Origin of the sequence: Sulfolobus sp. A20 (assembly GCF_001719125.1) — an archaeon.
Lineage (GTDB): Archaea > Thermoproteota > Thermoprotei_A > Sulfolobales > Sulfolobaceae > Saccharolobus.
The window spans coordinates 1,599,187-1,615,683 of sequence record NZ_CP017006.1; the positions used below are offsets into that span (position 1 = coordinate 1,599,187).

Sequence of the window (16,497 nt, forward strand, 5' to 3'; positions counted from 1 at the left end):
TATAATATCATGATTTTTATAGGTTAATTAATGCTGATTACAACATAAATTGATATTATACACGAAAAAGAAAGCCCTTTGTCAGGGAGGATGTCAGAGTGCTATAGGATACAACTTTTCGTTTTGATCTTAAGATTGATGAGAAACTTAGCAGTATTCTAAGTTAAATATTGTTAAATACACATATTCAATATATGAAAGTCGGAACTTGCGGTTTTACAACGAGACACTTTAAATATTTCGATGTACTTGAAGTTCAGCAGACATTTTACGATGTGGTCAAAGAAGAGACACTAAATAAATGGAGAAGGTTGGCAGAAGAATACCACGTTGAACTGACCTTGAAGGCACTTCAAGTTATAACCCATAATTACAATAAAATGACTTATAAGAGGATGAAGAATTTTACAGAAGGAAATGTAGAAAATTATGGGTCATTCAAAAACACTAAAGAGGTTGAGAGGGCAACAGAAATAACGTTATCGGAAGCTAAGACACTTGGATCAAGGATAATTATATTTCAATCACCCACATCATTCTCCCATACTGATGAAAATATTAGAAGAGTAATTGATTACTTTTCCACTTTGGATAAAAGTTTCATTTATGGTTGGGAACCCAGAGGTTCTTGGAGTGAGCATGCAATTATGAGAATTATTCAAGAGACAAACATAGTTCACGTCGTAGACCCATTTAAACATAAATCTTTAACTAAATTTAAGTACTACAGACTTCACGGAATAGGTAAAGGTGAGGTCAATTATTCTTACAAGTATACTGATGAGGATTTAAGTAGATTAAAGGAAATGGTAATAAACGAGAGAGGTGAAGTTTACGTACTCTTTAATAATGTTCACTCATTTGATGATGCATTAAAATTTAAAACACTCTTTTTATCTAAACAGTGATGTGGACGTAACTTAGTATCTTTTTATCTGCGTCAAGAGTATTATCTAAATCGGCAGTCTCAACATGTTTATATATTAATATGGGACAAAGGTTACAATGTGATGAAAGCCTTGCCCTTTAGGGTGGAGAAAAGGTCAGAAAATGAAGAAAAACTTTAGGGTGGAGGTCAGTAATCGTACTATTCTTAGCAAGTTTCAATTTTATTAGAAATAGTTCAAATAAATAAGTTACGGGAAATAAGAATTAAATATGCGTTATCCCAGATATATTAGTATGGACAAAAGATGCGAGTACTTAATTATAGGAAGTGGAATAGCGGGATATAATGCACTTAAAGAGTTGACTAAGATTAAACCCACTTCAAAGGTGATTATAGTATCAAGCGACAGATATTATCCATACGATAGACCACCATTGTCTAAACACTATTTAAGAGGAAAGTTTCCTAGAGAAAAACTATTTTTCGAGAAAGAGGAGTTTTATCGTAGAGAAAACTTAGAGGTAATATTACAAAGAAGCGTTACTAAAATAGACAAGAACGAGAAGGTTGCCGTATTAGATAACGGCGATAATATATATTTTGAAAAGGCATTGATTTCGACTGGGGGGAGTCCTAGAAAATTAAACCTACCGGGAGAGAACTTGAGAGGAGTGCACTACTTAAGGACGTTAGACGATGCTGACTCAATAAGAGATGATGTAAGTAAAAGTAAAACTGCTTTAATTGTCGGAGGTGGATTCATAGGAATGGAGGTAGCGTCTAGTTTAACAATGTTAGGAGTGAAAGTTACTGTGATTGAGGTTAAAAGTTATATTTGGAATACCTTTGTGGATGAAAAAATTTCAAGATTCATACAGCAGTATTTTGAAAGTAAGGGAGTAAATTTCATTCTAAATGAAAGTGTGAAAGAATTCCAAGGGGATAAAATGGTAAAGGCTGGTGTAACTAGTGGTGGGAAAAGAATAGATGCAGATTTAGTATTATTAGCTGTAGGAATTTCACCTAATCTAGATATAGCTCAGAAAAGCGGAATTGATACGGGCAATGGAATTATAGCTAATGAGTATTTAGAGACAAGTGCTAAGGATATTTATACTGCGGGAGATGTCGCAAACATCTATGACCCTATTGAGAAGAGGAGAAAGAGAATAGAACACTGGAATAACGCTGAATATACGGGGAAATTAGCTGCTAGAAATATGGCTGGTTCTCATGAACAATATAATTTCGTATCATCAATATGGTCAGATATATTTGACTTACACATAGAATCAGCGGGAGAGACTACCAATTATGACGAATACATTATAAGAGGCAAGTTTGAGATAACAAAGCCTAACTTTAATGTAATTTACTTAAAGGATGGTCTGGTCAAAGGTTATCTAGCAATTAATAGAGAATATGATGAGTTAGACGTACTAAACAAATTAATAGAAAAGGGAATAGATATATCGAACAAGAAATCGTCATTAGCTGATGAAAACTTTGACTTGAAGAGTCTGTTACAATAAACTTTTCAACTTACCTTTTTCGGAATATCTCTATTTAAGAAACTGAAATAGGCTAATATTAGGGGAATTAATGAGTAAAGTAAAATGGAAACAATGGCTAAAAATAAGTTATTATTAATTGGTGGAAATATGTTTAAACCCTTGACTATTGTAGAAAACGGCGAGGATTGAAGCAGAATGAATGGTAATTCTGTTGCCCCCCACGTTGGTAAGTATATTGATATATTCTCGTAAGCTGGATTGTGAGTAAATTGTGAGACGAAGAATAGCACGTTAGTGATTATTATACTTGCTATTAGTACGAAACCGCTAATAGTAAAGGATAGGTTACTTCTCCTTAATACTTCTCCTATTACGAAAGCCATGTTCAAGAAAACTAAAGTAGAAAATATCACAGACCCTATTACCTCTGGTAATAAGAAAAGGTACTTTTGATACCCAAATAAAACAAAAGACATAACTACGGCTACTACGATCATCAACACATATATAAGCGTTAATAAAATAAGAGATCCTAGGAACTTTTCGGTTATGAATCTATACCTAGATATAGGTTTAGATATGAAATAATCTACGGTACCTTGTTCATATTCCTCTGCCATTGAGCCAGACGATATAGAAATTGCGAGAAAGTGAATTAGAATAACTTGAGGTAATAGTGCTCCTAATGCCCACAAGTATGGGGATAATGGAATTATTAAAGTTTTTAAGGATTTTGACGGAGCTAAGTATATTGCCAGGTAGATGCCGAGTTCAAATATGAATGAGATAATAGTTAGCACTATGACTTTTCTCCTCGCTATTGCCCTTCTCATCTCATATAATGTTATCTCAAACACTCTTCAACGCCCTCTTATACGCTTCCTCTATATCTAAATCTAGATAATAGCCTTTTACTCTTATCCCGTTAAGTATCATTGACTTCAGTAACTCCTCTCTTCTATCCTCAAGCATCTTTATAACTAGTTTGTTTTCACCTTCTTCATAAACGTTAGTGACGTAATTTATATCTTGTAGAAGTCTCTTAGCCTCATTAACGTCACTGGTTTCTACTATCACTTGGATACCTAAGAACTTCTTTACCATGTCTTCAACACTTCCTTGAAATATGATTTCTCCTCTATATATCATGTAGATGTAATCAGAAAGCTTTTTCACTTCTTCCATTTCGTGAGATGTCATTAATATAGAAATACCTTCTTTCTTAAGATTTGTAAGAATATCCCTAAATTTTAGTGAAAATATTGGGTCTACCCCCATATAAGGCTCGTCGAGGATTAGGACACTTGGATCCCCTAATAACGCCTCAGCTATTGCTATTCTCTGAACCATACCTTTACTGTATTTTATAATTGGTGTATTTGAAGAGTTTTCCATTTCAACTAACTCTAGAACCCTCTTAACCTGATCTTTATTAATCCCCTTTATCTTAGCCGAAAGTTCAAGTAATTGCTTAGCCGTTAGAAATGGAGGATAGTTCGGTATTTCTTGTACGTAACCTACTTCTCTAAAAACCCCCTTATATTTAAAAGGGTTTTTCCCTAATATTTCAACCTCTCCTCCATCCGGCTTAATTAGTGTTAGTAAAATTCTAATTAAAGTAGTCTTTCCTGCACCATTTGGTCCTATAAGGGAGACGATTTTCCCTTTATTTACCTCCAATGAGACTTTATTCAATGCTACTTTGCTTCCATATCTCTTCACAACGTTTCTCACTGATATCATATCCTAATGTTAAAGAACAAAGGAAAAAATATTTATTAATAGATGAGATAAAGGGTGAATATGAACTACAAAATACCTATTATTTTAGCAATTATTATAATGATAGCTGTGGTCGCTGGCGTTTTAGCCTACGCTAATTCTCACAATACCAATAACGGTAGTGATAATAATTTCCATTATGTCAGTCTCGGCGTTATTCATTTATATAATACGTCGCCCTTAATTGCTTTCATACAAAACTATTATAACAATAGTAACATATCATTATTACCTCAAATTATAGGCAATGGCACTTTTAACATCATTTCATTTAATAATACTCAAGCCTTAATAGGATATGTTAAGGCTGTTGGTCCACTTTCCTCATTAGCGTTTTATGCCATTAATGAGACCTTGGTAAAACATGGATTTACTTACGCTCAATATAAGTCTTTGTTGTATGATTATAAGAATAATACTGCTATAGGATTTGACGGATATTACTTCTATTTAGTGAAAGACAACTCTTCCACTAATACAACTATTTATCTACTAAAGTACTTATACGTCTCACCAAAAATCTTTGCGTCACAACCCTCTAAAGATATAATAATTTATGGTACATACAATAACACTAACTTCAAATTAATAGCTAATTCTTCTATCGTATTAATGAAATCAAATTACACAATAGGAAACATGTTTAGCAATTTAACTAAAATATTCAAATTCTTTAATATAACCATAGGAAACTTTTCCGCTACTGGGAAAGTAGTCTATAAGAATTCTAGTGTAATAGTTTACTCTGTAAATTCAACGTATGATGGTAAAGAACTTTACGTAATGTTAGGAATAAGTAATAATCAAGAAGTAACTATTTTATCCACTAGCCCAATAAGTGTTAATGAAGTACTAAATGAGTTATGATAATTCTAGAACTTTTTTTGGTTTTTCTTCCTTAGCATAATTATTCAATGAACTATTACTCGATTTTGAATGATTCTTCATTTTCAATAACTTTAGACCACTTTATACTGACTTCCTACATGCCCTAAAAGGTCGAGTATCCTCCTCATTAACTAGGGGATACGTTTAAAGATGAGGCTTTTCTTTAAATGAAAATATCTGTTTATTTTTATCTGTTTATCAAGAATAAATTTAAATACTAATTTATTTATCTTTTCTATTATGATTAAAGTAGTTGACGCTCACGTACATTATCATATTTACGCTGGGAAAATACCTAAACATTGTGAGGAGTTCCTAGAGAACGTTAAGGAAACGAGGATGAGTCTCCGTAACGATGAGGTGGAGATTGAGAAAATCTTATTAGTCCCATCCCATCCATGTTACTCCGAAGAGTGTTATGACGGCTTCTATATAGACTACGAGGAGAGAAAAAGAAATCCAGAAATCTATTTGCAATGGGGAGAGGTTAATCCATTAACGTGTGATGTTAGACATGAGCTAGAAAGGCAATACTCTTTGGGAATCATTGGCATAAAATTACATCCTCCTCATCACGGTTTCAAACCTAATGCGTATAGGGAGGAAGAGGGTGGTTTAAAGGAATTACTTTATGTTTATGAATTCGCGGAAGATCACGATTTACCGGTAATGATACATACTGGCACTAGCATAGGTGTGAGAAGTAGGAACAAATATGCTGATCCCATTTACGTTGACGATGTAGCAAAGGATTTTCCGAGGCTTAAAATAATCCTAGCACATGCTGGGAGACCAATTTGGTACTCTTCCGCATTTTACATGGCTAAGCATATCAGTAACGTTTATCTAGAGATATCTTCGATACCTCCAAAAAACATTCTTAACGTATTACCAAATTTAGAAGAAATATCTAGTAAGGTTATCTATGGGAGTGATTTTCCTGCATTCAAAGGTCAAGACTTAGCTGATTATGCCTCACAAGTGTATAAGGTCATTAGAGACGATAGAATAATGAGTTCGAATATAAAGAGGTTAATAAAGATTAAATAAAACTGGTTATATGTTTAACTTTTTTCTTGAAACTCCATTCTTTCTAAATAAATGACAAAATATTTGGCCTTTCAACTAGAGGGGGAGAGGAAGTTAGGTGTAGTGGAAGGGAATTATGTGCATGAGATAGATGACTTTGATAAGGAGGCGAAGGGAAGAGCGTATAGGTTAGATGAGGTCATTTTTGATGTACCGGTAATACCATCTGCCATAATTTGCACGTTGGTAAATACACCTCGGATGTTAGGCGTTGAGAGAAAGGATGAGGCTAAGGAGATGGTGAAAAGCCCCAAATTCTTCTTAAAACTACCTAATATTATAACTGCCCATAAGAAAGCAATTATATCACCTAAGGATGCAATAAGACCAGAAGTAGAAATAGCAGTAATTATAAAGAAGAAAATGAAAGAGGTAAAAAATAAAGATGAGTTGTACGATTATATTCTGGGATTCTCTGTCTTCAATGATATCACATATCCGCCTGGTTTAAAAGAAGATTCTTATTACGCTTATAGGAGAGATCCTGCAGATGGAAAGGTTAAAAAGATGTTAATGAGAGGAACTCACTTCAGAAATAAGGTTAGAGACACATTCGCTCCTCTAGGCCCTTATATTGTAACTAAAGATGAAGTAGGTGACATTAACTCATTAGGTATGAGAAGTTACTACGATGGTAAATTAATACAAGATGGCAATTCAGAGGATTTCATATTTAGTATTGAAGAAATATTATTAGAATTATCGAAGATCGTAACAATACCACCTATGAGTGTAGTGACAAGCGGTAGTGTAGGATACGTTAATGTGGAGGATCAATCTGAATTCCATTTAAAACCAATAAGTAACGCATTAATGGTAGCTGAGATAGAGAATATAGGCAGACTAGAAAATCCTACTATTGTTGATTACCAGTGACTTCCTCATCGCCCTAAAGAGTGAGGTTTGTCATTCTTTCATGATTAAAGTTTTTAAAAAGCGTTTTTTATGGGAAAGACTTATTATATGTTGTAAGATAAATCATACTTGTTTTATGGGTGAATTTTTTGAAAAAATATGATGTAATCATAATCGGTGGAGGGCATAATGGTTTAATAGCGTCAATTTATCTGGCTATGAACGGCTTGAAAACAATTGTTTTAGAAAGAAGGGAAAAATTGGGAGGTATGGCAGATACAGATGAGTACAAAGGAGTTAAGTTCTCTAAAGCAGCTTATGTATTGGGACTTTTACCGGATAAAATAAAAACTGAAATCTCAGTAGACTTTCCTACTATTAATTCAGATTATATAGAAATTTTTGTTACTGAAAGAAAAAATATAATAAAGGTTTGGAGAGAAAAGGAAAAGAGGATAAAGGAATTTGAGAAGATTGGAGAGAAAAACTATAGAAAATTAGATGATTTCATATTAGATTCTAAAAGGTTACTAGAGGAAAGATTTACGTATGTTACGAGACCACCTACTATTGAGGAAGTTAAGGAAAGTAATAGTATGTTATTGGAGGAGACTGAGAAAGTTTTAAGAGAGTATTTAGATAATTTCGAGGAATTGTATCCAATATTCTCTTATGATTTCATACTTAATATGCCAGCATATCTATTCATTTACTTTTTCTCAACACAATGGAAAATCGTGAAAGGAGGTATGGGAACTGTAGGTAGAGTATTAGCTAATAGGGCAAGGGAATTAGGAGTAGACATTTTCACAAATTCCGAAGTCTCAGAGATATTAATAAAGGACAATTCTGTAAAAGGGGTAAAGCTCAGTAACGGGAAGATAATAGAGAGTAATAACATAATATTTACTGGAAATCCAGTATTATTAGAAAAATTGACCAACAATGAAATCAAGATGGAACTACCATTGTATCGCGCAGGTTACGGTAGATATAACATCATACTTAGGGATAACTTAAAAGTCAATGAACCATTAAAACCAGACTATTTTGACAGCCTAATAGTCTTACCTCAAGGAGAAATAACTCTTCCCTCAGCTGTAGATAATTCGTTGGGTGGTGACGTGATGACTTTAATGGGAAGTATTGAAGGATTAGAAGATTTCTTTCCGGATATAAAAGAAAAGACATTACATATTGATAAGGTAAATTGGAAAGTCGTAGAAAGTTTGTACAATAATCCTGGAGGGAACCCTAACCATTTGCCTCTTTCCCTTATTTTTAACGATAGACCTAAGAAAGGATGGGGATATAGAACGCCAATAAAAGGATTGTATATTGGTGGATCTGGAGCTTATCCAGGTGGACAAGTCACTGGAGTTCCAGGTAGGAATGCAGCTTTTGCCGTTTTGGAAGATGTGAGGAAAAATATTAAATATTAATAAGATGAAACTGGAAAGGATGAAGAAAGGCATTAGGTCGAAAAGAAAAAGTTTATTATTAGTTAGTTTATTGGCAACGTTAGTTCTAACGTCCTCATTTGCCTTACTATCTTACTCCTTACCTACTAATATTTTAGGGTTTTTACCCTTAGGCACTACGATAAATTATAACATCTATGAAACTACTTCACGTATAGGTACTTACGTTACATTTAATATCAGTCTTAACTTGAAATGGAACGGAACAGCTTTTCAAGTAAGTGGAAAATCAGTAGTTCACACTATACCTCAAATAAATTCGAACACTACAATAGAAAACGTAAGTGGAGCTTATCCCTATCCATTAAGTATGTGGAGCTATATTGTTTCTGCGGGAACTCCTAACGGTTTCTTAGCGCCAAATCAAGTCTTCACCTCATATAACGGGATACCTGCAATAGAATTCACTGATTATAATAATTACACGTATTTCTCATTACAATATATGATACCTTTAAAAAGCTACTACTACGTTAACCTAAATCCCCAATTAAACGTAACGTTCAGCTCACTAATTGAGATGAAAAACGCAGATTTATCCTTTTACGTTGGCTCTTATAAGGTTTACAGTGTTTCATTCAATTATGCTTATGATAACTATCCCGTTACCTTGAATTTTCTAGTAGCATCCCCTGATGCCGAGATTCACATAGTGAACTACTCTAATCTTTTAGGCTTTAACATAATAGGCAAAGATTTTGTAGCATTACTTGTTCCTATAACGACGTTCAATGACATGTTCGGTATCGGAAAATTCATCTATAATAATTCTGCTTATTTCGTAGCCTTCACTTATAACGCCACTTCAACATATTTTAATACGTCAAATCCCTTGGTAGGATCTTACATCCCTGGAACTAATTATTACATGATATCAGTACCAAGCTCAGCTAATCTCACCATAGTTTTCAACAACTACTACACGCCAAAGATAAACGGAACTGTTATAAATCCTACTGCTACCGTGAGTACTGAAGACATTGGAAATACATTTTCTCCTCTCTATATAATCTCAGTAGTGATTATAGTAGCTATTGTATCATTTATAACGTATAAACTTAGAAGGAAATAAAGTGTAGTTTTACGATAAAAAATCTAAACTTCCTCTCCAAATATAGTGAAGCTTTGCTTACTTTCCGACAATAAAATGTTGACCCTCGCCCTTCAATGCTGGGTAAAAGTTCTTATTTTCGGTAAAGGAATGTTATTGAGGGGAGGAAGATCCAAAAGGGGCTAAACTTGTGTATATCTCCTCCTTTAACACATATCTCCCAAGTCCCAAGGAGGGCTTCTTCACCCAAGGCATAGGGTCAATTTGGCTGAAGATGCAGCCAATGGTCTACTGCTGGACGAATGGGGTGAGTGCTAAGAGCCCATTAGCTATGAAGTGTTGAAGGTGGGAAACCTGTGAACCGCCCTAAGGTAACCTTCTGCATTTATAGCTGAGAGGGGTCAGTTCTCACCTAGCCATCTCTCTCTTTATAAATTTCTGCCTTCATTTAATAAATAAAACCATAAAATTTGTGTTATCTCAAGAGATTTCGAATCTTTTCATTATGCTTTAAGACAATAAACACTCTGCCTTCTCGTCCTAAAGGGCGAGATTTTACTCATTTTGTAAAAACGTGAACATGAAGATAAAACCCAGAAAATTAAATGGAAAATGTTATGATGAGTATATAGGAGTTAATAAAAAAATTGTTATGATGATATTAATTTAACTATATCGTATGGCGTGTTAGCTACTGGTATGCCAGCTTCTTTGAACGCCTTTATTTTACTTTCGAAAGTGCCCATTCCCATATAAACTACAGCTCCTGCATGTCCCATTCTTTTCTCCCTAGGAGCAGTCATTCCAGCTATGTAAGCAACTACCTTTTTCTTTATTTCTCCCTTCTTGTAAGCTTCAGCCAATCTCTCTTCCATAGTTCCTCCTATTTCACCTATTACAATTATCTTCTCAGTCTCAGGATCTTGATCAAATAATCTTACTACATCAAGTATAGAAGTGCCTATTATAGGATCCCCTCCTATTCCTATAACAGTTGATTGTCCCATGCCATGATTCTTAATTAATTCTGAAACTTCATAGGTTAGTGTTCCAGACCTAGATACTATCCCTATCTTACCTTTCTTGAATGATCTAGCCGGTAATATTCCTATCAACGTCTCTTCTGGCACTATGATTCCGGGGCAGTTTGGTCCAATTATCCTTGTACCTCTATTCTTACCATACTTAACTAACCTAGCCATATCTAACACTGGTATATGCTCAGTTATTATTACTAATACCTTAACACCAGCGTCTATTGCTTCATACGCAGCATCTACTGCATATCTAGCTGGAACAAATATTATTGAAGCCTCAGCGTCATGTTCCTTCATTGCCTCTTTCATAGTATCGTAAACTGGAACTCCTTGAACTTCAGTACCACCTTTTCCGGGCGTAACTCCAGCTACTATCTTAGTACCATACCTCAGCATTTGTTGGGTATGGAATGAGCCTTCTTTTCCCGTTATACCTTGAACTATTACCTTAGTATTCTTGTTCACGAGCGTACCGCATCACCTATCATTTTTAATACATCATCATATACGTTTATTCCATTTTTCCTTAATATCTCCTTTCCTTGTTCTTCATTCGTACCTAAAAGTCTTACGAATATAGGTTTTTTAACGATTTTTAGTGCATCAACTATTCCTAACGCTACCTCATCACATCTAGTAATTCCACCGTAAATATTAATAACTATCTTCTTCACCCTGGGATTACTTCCAACCCTTACAACACTATCTTTAACGTGCTCCCTATTAGCTCCACCTCCTACATCTAAGAAGTCAGCTGGATTACCTCCGCTCAACTTCACTAAATCCATAGTAGCCATTGTTAAACCAGCGCCATTACCTATTATACCTATATCTCCCTCTAATTCTACATACGTATCACGTGGTTCTTGTCTACCTAACTCTTTCAATAAATCCTCATGCCTATATAATGCATTATCCTCGAGAATTACTTTAGAGTCTAAAGCTAATAATCTTCCATCATTCGTTAACGCTAACGGATTGATCTCGACTAATTCAGCGTCGTATTCCACGAACAGCTTATATAGCCCATTAATAATTGGGGAGAGTCCCTTAACACCTAGATATTTTTCCGCCTCTACTATATCATAACTTCTTACACCCCTCTCTAAAGGTATAATTATTTTCTTCACATCCTTAGCCTGTTCAACATCAATTCCACCTTCTCTCGACAACACTAGCATCGGTTCTCCGCTTTCTCTGTCTAGTAAAACTGAAGCGTAAAATTCTTTCTCATGTGGAACAAATTCTTCTATAAGGAATTTTTCAACTCCAAGTTTCTTTAACTCTAATATAGTATTATATACATCTTCAGTAACCCTTACTAACCCTCTCTTTCCCCTTGCACCCTCTAACAATTGCGATTTCACTACTGCTTTACCTTCCCACTTAATAGGTTCAGAAGTTACTACACCATTGGGTATAGGTATTCCAACCCTCTTAAAAAGAGCCTTACCCTCATATTCGTACAACTTCATAAGAGAATAGTCTATTCAGTGGAATTTAAACATTCCTATAATATACTTAAATTTTGTAAAAGTACTTAAACATACTTATTTCATCGCATAATTACATATATCCTTTAGGATACAATTATCACACTTTGGCTCCTTAAAACAAAACGCTCTTCCAACCGTTACTATACCCGCATGAAAAAGTTTATACTCAAAAATGCCTTTCCTTAGGTTATTTTCAACCATTGTTTTAACTTCTCTTTTATTATTCAATTCTCTACCAAATAATCTGGACAAAACTCTTTTCCCGTATTCTGAGGGAGGAAAATGCAATTTATGCCCAGCAAATAATAAAATAGAATCTGCTGTTTCCTCGCCTACACCATCTATACTTAGTAGAATATCCCTATCATACAACTTCTCTAGACTACCTAAGTCTATTGTTATCTTCGCTAAGTACTTTAATCTTTTAACCTTTGTTCTATAGAAATTAATACTTTTAAAGAGAGAATATAATTCTTCATCACTTGTCATATATAATTTTTCAAAATTAGTTAGTCCAACCTCTCTCATCGATTGTATCACTCTCTTAACGTTTTCCCATCTAGACATTTGAACCAAAATAGCAGATATTATTATTTCTTCCGCACTCTTCAAACCGTCCCACCATTCATAAGAGTAAGGTGAAGAAACTATCCAGCCCTTCTTCCTTAATAATTCCTTCTCCTTAAGAAAAATGTCTAGCATTAGCTCAAAACTTTCTCTCATATTAATACAAACATTTCAACCAGTTTTAAGTTGATCTTTAAAGAGTATCTGAATACATCACAATGTCGGACAACAGTTTCATTCACTTCCATAAAATTTTATTCTAACTTATGTTTATGGATCTCGAGTAAATTATATTGATAACTGCACTGTATTCATACCGTCTTGAGTTTGATATGAGGTTATATTTATTTTACTCAATATTACCATTTTAATATCAAATATACATATATTTGTAAGAAAGTTTTCTAAACAAGTTATTAAAGATCCTTAGATAGAATTTTTAAAATATTAAACTAAATATTTTGTTTTGGGAAAAAGTTTAAAGACGAGATTATACGCGATACTCTTTAATGAACACTACAGCATTAATCGCAATAGTAGTTGTAGTAGTAGTAATAGTAGCTGCAGTTGGAGCTTATCTAGCGTTATTCCATAAATCCTCTTCAACTATGATGATGACGACAACAAGTACTATGCTTCCTACAACAACCACTAGTACAACGTCATCTACGACTACTACCACTACGACAACTAGTTCAGTAAAATTACCTCCAGGAGCTAGTGAATTGCCTTATAATCCTAATAATAAGACCGTATTTATCTATCTAGTAGTTTCCGTAACTGGACCTCAATTCAACTATAATGGAACCTCGTATGGACAAATGAAAATCTATGTTCCAGCCGGATGGAATGTAATGGTAATATTGACTAATGATCAACCCATACCTCATAACGCTAATATAGTGCTAAACGATACACTGACTCCTAATAGTCCTAACATAACTCAAGACGGTAAGATATTATTATATGTTGGAGATAATCCCTCAGATTATTACTCTAATGGAGTACCTTCACAAGGTACAGCATCTGCAATGTTAACAAATATACAGCCTGGCTATTACTGGATAGCTTGTGGAGTTTACTCTCATGCAGAAAGCGGAATGTGGGTAGACTTAATAGTTTCCAATTCCGTCTCGGTACCTTATTCCATTATAAGCAGTTCAGCGTCGACAACGACTTCTACCTCTACATCATCTCCACCTTCATGGGGATAATCTAAGTTATGAGAAAATTTTTATTTTTTACTTCATATCTTAAATATATGATTAGATATGTGCTTGCTACTATTCTTATATTTTTATCGCTAGTAGCTTATTTCTCTAGTCATTCTGATACGTTACTATGGTCTACAATATCAACTATCTCATTCTGGACGTCCATACTACTTTTACTGCCAAAATCATTTTACAGCTTTCTCCACAGGAGAATTGTGGCTTTTAAAACTCATAAAACATTGTGGGCAGTGATTGGAGCTTACATGACATATCACGTAATTCTTTACTCCTTCTTCTTTTACCTATTATTGCCAGGATCAATAAAGGCATTAAGCTTTCAATTTACGTTTAATGCTGGGATAGGTTATTCAATTCCTCCCTCTTTACCTTATTTCTTGCAATGGGTCTCGACAAGCCCAGCAATCTGGTTCTTCATAGGACCTTATGAGGGTGATATCATACCTTTTTCCACTATTATTGGAATTTTTTTAGCAATATTAATAGGATTAAACGTGATTGAAATAAAGGAACTTTGGGGATTATCAAGATATAAGGCTAGTAAAGCTGTAGTCTTAGTTCCTTCTATTGGGGTGATTTCAGGTTCATCTTGTTGCGTATTTCTACCCAGTATTATTATGTACTCGATTGCGTTATCAATAACCGCTTTAACTTCAACTATATTGTCAATATTATCAAACTACGTTTATTTCGTCTTAGCGTATTACATGTTACCAGTAATCTCAGCAATAATCTTATTTCATAACTTGGTAGTTACGGATAAATTATTAGGTAAGATTGCCAGAAAAGGAATAACTGGGAGAAGAGAATAATCTTAAATGAAAAGGCTTTTATTGATATACATGAAAGAATAGATTGTGGAATGTGAAGAAGTAGCAAGAATGTTATTATCTTCCACTCATGCTATAGTGTTTACGGGGGCGGGAATAAGCACTGCATCTGGAATTCCAGATTTTCGAGGTCCTAATGGACTGTGGAAAAGATATTCACCAGAACTCGCTACGATAGAGTATTTTGAAAAGGATCCTAAAGGATTTTGGGAATTTTATTCAATCCGAATGGGAAGCCTATTTGAAGCTAAGCCTAATAGTGCTCATTACGCGATAGCTGAATTGGAAAAAATGGGTATAGTTAAGGCTGTTATTACTCAAAATATAGATGGTTTGCATCAAAAGGCTGGATCTAAAAACGTAATAGAGCTTCATGGAACTATGAGGAGATCCTATTGCTCTTCATGCTATAGAGTTTATGACTCAAAGGAAGTTCTTGAGAAGATAGGGCAAGGTGAGATTCCTCCTAAATGTTCTTGTGGAGGAATTATCAGACCAGATGTAGTGTTATTTGGTGAACCAGTTAAACAAATCTATGATGCCTTAAGTATAGCTTATGATTCTGATTTAGTGATGTCCATAGGTTCTTCATTAACAGTATATCCTGCAAATCAAATTCCGATAATAGTAAAACATAGAGGAGGTAAACTAATAATTATAAACATGGAGGAAACTCCTATGGATAACATGGCTGATATAGTAATTAGGGAGAAAGTTGAGACGTTTTTACCGTGTGTTTTAGATTCCATAAAGAAATTAATTTCAGCTAACTAACAGTGGATAATAAAAACTAAAAAATACATGATAGATGAGATTTCCCTTATGAAAAAAATATTTCTTATAATAGAGGATAACGTACCGGAAGATTGCCGAGAATTAATAATAAAGAGAATAAAGGAGAGGCTCATTAAAGATTCCTTAAATTTAGGGGTTGAAGAAACCATAAAAAAGTGGTTATATGAGGAAGAAAAGGATGAAGATAAAGAGGAGGTAATACTATTGGAATAGAATATTTCATTTGGAATTACTAAACTTATTTGTCTTAATTAAATCCTCGCTTACTTCCTCTATGTCCTTTATAGTATCTATTGATCTCCAATAAACATTACTAAAATTAACTCCTAGTATTAGTTCCTCTTTCGCCAATTTTGGAAAGGTAAGTTTTTCCATATCTCCCTTTTCTGGCAAGTAATTAAATATTCTACTGTTCATAAGATAAACTCCAGCATTTATCCAGTAATTTTCTAGTATTGGCTTTTCCTTAAAGTCTATTACCTTACCATCCTTAGTCTCCACTATTCCATAAGGACTTTTCAAAGGAACTAATGCCATGGCGACAACACGCTCTCTATCTATTTTAAGCCTTGATACATCTAAGTCAGTTATTATATCTCCATTCATCACTAAAAATACATCCTCATCCTCTAACAGCTTCTTTACTTTCTTCAGAGCTCCACCAGTGCCTAAAGGTTCCTCTTCTATAGAGAAGTATGAGGAAATGCCTAGTCTTCTTTCGTTTTCACTAACCCATTTTACTAAAACATCCCATTTATAACCGGTTAATATAATAAATGAAGTTATATTATAAGATTTAAGCCACATAATTTGCCATTCTATTATAGGTTTTCCCGCAACTTCAATTAAAGGTTTAGGTTTGTCCTCGGTTAAAGGTCTTAATCTCTTCCCATAACCTCCAGCTAAGATTACAGCATGCATTAGATTATTTAACTTCCAAAATAAATAATAAATTTTTTCAGTACATTAGGAAAGGAATCAAATCTTAACG

At 34.1% G+C, this 16,497-nt stretch carries 17 protein-coding genes; 11 read left to right on the forward strand and 6 right to left on the reverse strand.

The genetic code is table 11. The features are described 5' to 3' along the window. Window positions 1–194 precede the first annotated feature (194 nt). Window positions 195–908, forward strand: coding sequence for a DUF72 domain-containing protein (locus BFU36_RS08370; RefSeq protein ID WP_069283372.1), 714 nt, complete (start codon window positions 195–197; stop codon window positions 906–908). 274 nt (window positions 909–1,182) lie between these two features. After that, window positions 1,183–2,421 carry an NAD(P)/FAD-dependent oxidoreductase gene (locus BFU36_RS08375; protein WP_069283374.1) on the forward strand — a complete coding sequence of 413 codons (1,239 nt, stop codon included), beginning with the start codon at window positions 1,183–1,185 and terminating at the stop codon, window positions 2,419–2,421. Between the two features lie 5 nt (window positions 2,422–2,426). Here BFU36_RS08375 and BFU36_RS08380 read toward each other — a convergent pair whose 3' ends face one another. Together BFU36_RS08380 and BFU36_RS08385 are read right to left on the reverse strand one after the other, a co-directional pair. Further along, entirely contained in the window at window positions 2,427–3,260 is an 834-nt protein-coding gene (locus tag BFU36_RS08380) for an ABC transporter permease (RefSeq protein ID WP_069283376.1), read from the reverse strand. Further along, on the reverse strand, window positions 3,253–4,146 hold the full coding sequence (locus tag BFU36_RS08385) for an ABC transporter ATP-binding protein (RefSeq protein WP_069283379.1): 894 nt from the start codon (window positions 4,144–4,146) through the stop codon (window positions 3,253–3,255). Before BFU36_RS08385 ends, BFU36_RS08380 begins: the two co-directional genes overlap by 8 nt. 60 nt (window positions 4,147–4,206) lie before the next feature. Between BFU36_RS08385 and BFU36_RS08390 the strand changes: the two genes are divergently transcribed. The 5 genes from BFU36_RS08390 to BFU36_RS08410 all read left to right on the forward strand — a co-directional run bounded on the left by BFU36_RS08390 (window position 4,207) and on the right by BFU36_RS08410 (window position 9,570). Further along, complete coding sequence (locus tag BFU36_RS08390; RefSeq protein WP_069283381.1) at window positions 4,207–5,052, forward strand: hypothetical protein; 846 nt, start codon at window positions 4,207–4,209, stop codon at window positions 5,050–5,052. Between the two features lie 261 nt (window positions 5,053–5,313). Next, window positions 5,314–6,123: an amidohydrolase family protein gene (locus tag BFU36_RS08395; RefSeq protein ID WP_069283382.1), complete on the forward strand. Its 810-nt coding sequence runs from the start codon at window positions 5,314–5,316 to the stop codon at window positions 6,121–6,123. Window positions 6,124–6,174: 51 nt separating this feature from the next. Further along, window positions 6,175–7,038, forward strand: a complete 864-nt coding sequence (locus BFU36_RS08400) for a fumarylacetoacetate hydrolase family protein (RefSeq protein ID WP_069283385.1) — start codon at window positions 6,175–6,177, stop codon at window positions 7,036–7,038. 128 nt (window positions 7,039–7,166) lie between these two features. Continuing rightward, on the forward strand, window positions 7,167–8,459 hold the full coding sequence (locus tag BFU36_RS08405; RefSeq protein ID WP_069283390.1) for an NAD(P)/FAD-dependent oxidoreductase: 1,293 nt from the start codon (window positions 7,167–7,169) through the stop codon (window positions 8,457–8,459). Between the two features lie 19 nt (window positions 8,460–8,478). Beyond that, window positions 8,479–9,570, forward strand: coding sequence for a hypothetical protein (locus BFU36_RS08410; RefSeq protein ID WP_069284677.1), 1,092 nt, complete (start codon window positions 8,479–8,481; stop codon window positions 9,568–9,570). A gap of 629 nt (window positions 9,571–10,199) precedes the next feature. Here BFU36_RS08410 and sucD read toward each other — a convergent pair. From sucD to BFU36_RS08425, 3 genes are all read right to left on the reverse strand, one after another. Further along, complete coding sequence (gene sucD / locus BFU36_RS08415) at window positions 10,200–11,051, reverse strand: succinate--CoA ligase subunit alpha (RefSeq protein ID WP_083216373.1); 852 nt, start codon at window positions 11,049–11,051, stop codon at window positions 10,200–10,202. Further along, complete coding sequence (locus BFU36_RS08420) at window positions 11,048–12,061, reverse strand: succinate--CoA ligase subunit beta (protein ID WP_069283392.1); 1,014 nt, start codon at window positions 12,059–12,061, stop codon at window positions 11,048–11,050. Before BFU36_RS08420 ends, sucD begins: the two co-directional genes overlap by 4 nt. A gap of 75 nt (window positions 12,062–12,136) precedes the next feature. After that, window positions 12,137–12,805 (reverse strand): endonuclease III domain-containing protein, encoded by a 669-nt coding sequence (locus BFU36_RS08425; protein ID WP_069283398.1) that lies wholly within the window; start codon window positions 12,803–12,805, stop codon window positions 12,137–12,139. A gap of 353 nt (window positions 12,806–13,158) precedes the next feature. On the opposite strand from BFU36_RS08425, the gene BFU36_RS08430 reads away from it, so the two are divergent. From BFU36_RS08430 to BFU36_RS08445, 4 genes are read left to right on the forward strand one after another with little or no spacing between them, the layout of a single operon-like run. Beyond that, window positions 13,159–13,863, forward strand: coding sequence for a sulfocyanin (locus BFU36_RS08430; RefSeq protein WP_069283400.1), 705 nt, complete (start codon window positions 13,159–13,161; stop codon window positions 13,861–13,863). A gap of 47 nt (window positions 13,864–13,910) precedes the next feature. After that, on the forward strand, window positions 13,911–14,693 hold the full coding sequence (locus BFU36_RS08435) for a hypothetical protein (RefSeq protein ID WP_069283401.1): 783 nt from the start codon (window positions 13,911–13,913) through the stop codon (window positions 14,691–14,693). A 45-nt stretch (window positions 14,694–14,738) separates the two neighbouring features. Next, window positions 14,739–15,485: an NAD-dependent protein deacetylase gene (cobB, locus tag BFU36_RS08440; protein ID WP_083216374.1), complete on the forward strand. Its 747-nt coding sequence runs from the start codon at window positions 14,739–14,741 to the stop codon at window positions 15,483–15,485. A gap of 48 nt (window positions 15,486–15,533) precedes the next feature. Then, window positions 15,534–15,719 carry a hypothetical protein gene (locus BFU36_RS08445; protein ID WP_231961100.1) on the forward strand — a complete coding sequence of 62 codons (186 nt, stop codon included), beginning with the start codon at window positions 15,534–15,536 and terminating at the stop codon, window positions 15,717–15,719. Between the two features lie 6 nt (window positions 15,720–15,725). Here BFU36_RS08445 and BFU36_RS08450 read toward each other — a convergent pair whose 3' ends face one another. Next, the gene (locus BFU36_RS08450) at window positions 15,726–16,427 is read right to left on the reverse strand and encodes a nucleotidyltransferase family protein (protein WP_069283406.1); all 702 of its coding nucleotides are present in this window, start codon (window positions 16,425–16,427) and stop codon (window positions 15,726–15,728) included. Window positions 16,428–16,497: the final 70 nt, after the last annotated feature.